The sequence below is a fragment of the Nguyenibacter vanlangensis genome, from assembly GCF_013376155.1.
In the GTDB taxonomy this organism is placed as follows: Bacteria; Pseudomonadota; Alphaproteobacteria; order Acetobacterales; family Acetobacteraceae; genus Gluconacetobacter; species Gluconacetobacter vanlangensis.
In genome coordinates, this window is record NZ_JABXXP010001024.1 from 1 (window position 1) to 790 (window position 790).

Consider the following 790-nt stretch of genomic DNA (forward strand, 5'->3'; position numbering starts at 1 on the left):
GTATTCGGCCCGGCGCGCGCGGTCCAGCGCGTGGAGGCTGATGTCGGTGCCGAGGATTTCGATCCGCCAGCCCGTCTCGCCCCGCGCGGCGAGAAGGCGGCGCAGCAGGATGGCCAGCGAGTAGGGCTCGGCCCCGTTGGCGCAGCCGACGCTCCAGATCCGCAGGGTGCGCAGGCCGTGCAGGCGCCGGATCAGGTCGGGCAGGATGGTGGCTTCGAGCGCGTGGAACTGCTCGGCGTAGCGGAAGAAGAAGGTCTCGCCGATCGTCACGGCGGATTCCAGCGCCCGCCATTCGGTTTCGCCGCCATGGGGGTCGGAGAGCAGCGAGAGATAATCCATCGGGCGGGCGCAATGGCAGGCTTCCATGCGGCGGGCCAGGATGATGTCCAGCAGGTCCATCTTGTCGGCATAGTAATGCAGGCCGGTGCGCGCGACGATGCGGGCCGCGAGCCGTTCCAGGGTGCGCCCGCGTTCAGACATCGTCACCCCAGATATCGTCACCCCACAGGGCGGCGCGCACCGAATCGGCCGTGGCCAGTTGCGCGAGATGCTGCCGTTCGCGTTCCAGCAGCAGGCGGGCCGGGTCCATCAGCAGGGCGGACCGTCCGCCCGGCAGTTCGATTTCCCCCGTCAGCCATTCGGCGGCCATGTCGTCGGGGATGGGGGTGGCTGGCGCGGCGGCGGGGCGGACGTCCTGCACCCCGTCGACCAGGAAGGCCACGCGGGCGGTGGGGTCCGTCCGGTGCGGCGCCAGGGGAGCGCAGAGAAGGGGGGCGCAGAGAAGGGGATC

General features: G+C 70.8%; 1 protein-coding gene and 1 pseudogene. Both read right to left on the reverse strand.

Translation table 11 applies throughout. The annotated features are described in order from the left end of the window. Nucleotides 1–480: CheR family methyltransferase (locus tag HUK84_RS20950; protein WP_281362881.1), on the reverse strand; the 480-nt coding region annotated here is incomplete at its 3' end. Further along, nucleotides 473–790 (reverse strand): annotated as a pseudogene (locus tag HUK84_RS20955) (hypothetical protein); the annotation flags it as partial. The pseudogene HUK84_RS20955 and the gene HUK84_RS20950, both read right to left, overlap by 8 nt.